A 466-nucleotide genomic window follows, 5' to 3' on the forward strand; every position below is an offset into this window, starting at 1 on the left:
GACCAGAAACCTGTGTTTTAATACCTTTAGCACCTGCACGCATAGCACGTTGAATAACTTGCTTTTGTGCACGACGGAATGATACACGGTTTTCTAATTGACGAGCGATGTTTTCGCCTACTAATTTAGCGTTAAGATCAGCTCTCTTAACTTCTAAAATGTTGATGTGTACACGCTTGCCTGTTAATTGGTTAAGAGCTTTACGAAGTGCTTCAACTTCAGTACCACCTTTACCAATTACCATACCAGGTTTTGCAGTGTGAATTGTAACATTTACACGATTTGCTGCACGTTCGATTTCTACTTTAGCAACAGCAGAATCTTTTAAGCGTACATTAATGTACTCACGGATTTTGATGTCTTCATGTAATAATGTAGCGTAATCTTTCTCAGCGAACCAACGAGATTCCCAGTCACGGATAACACCGACACGAAGACCAATTGGATTAACCTTTTGACCCATCGA

1 protein-coding gene is annotated in these 466 nt (G+C 40.1%); it reads right to left on the bottom strand.

Going from position 1 to position 466, the window contains the following annotated elements; all coding sequences use genetic code 11:
- On the bottom strand, window positions 1-463 hold a 463-nt coding region (rpsC, locus tag MR167_RS31785), incomplete at its 3' end, for a 30S ribosomal protein S3 (protein ID WP_050252243.1).
- Between the last annotated feature and the right edge of the window lie 3 nt (window positions 464-466).

It is taken from the genome of Bacillus cereus group sp. BfR-BA-01355 (assembly GCF_022663675.1).
Taxonomy (GTDB): Bacteria; Bacillota; Bacilli; order Bacillales; family Bacillaceae_G; genus Bacillus_A; species Bacillus_A thuringiensis_S.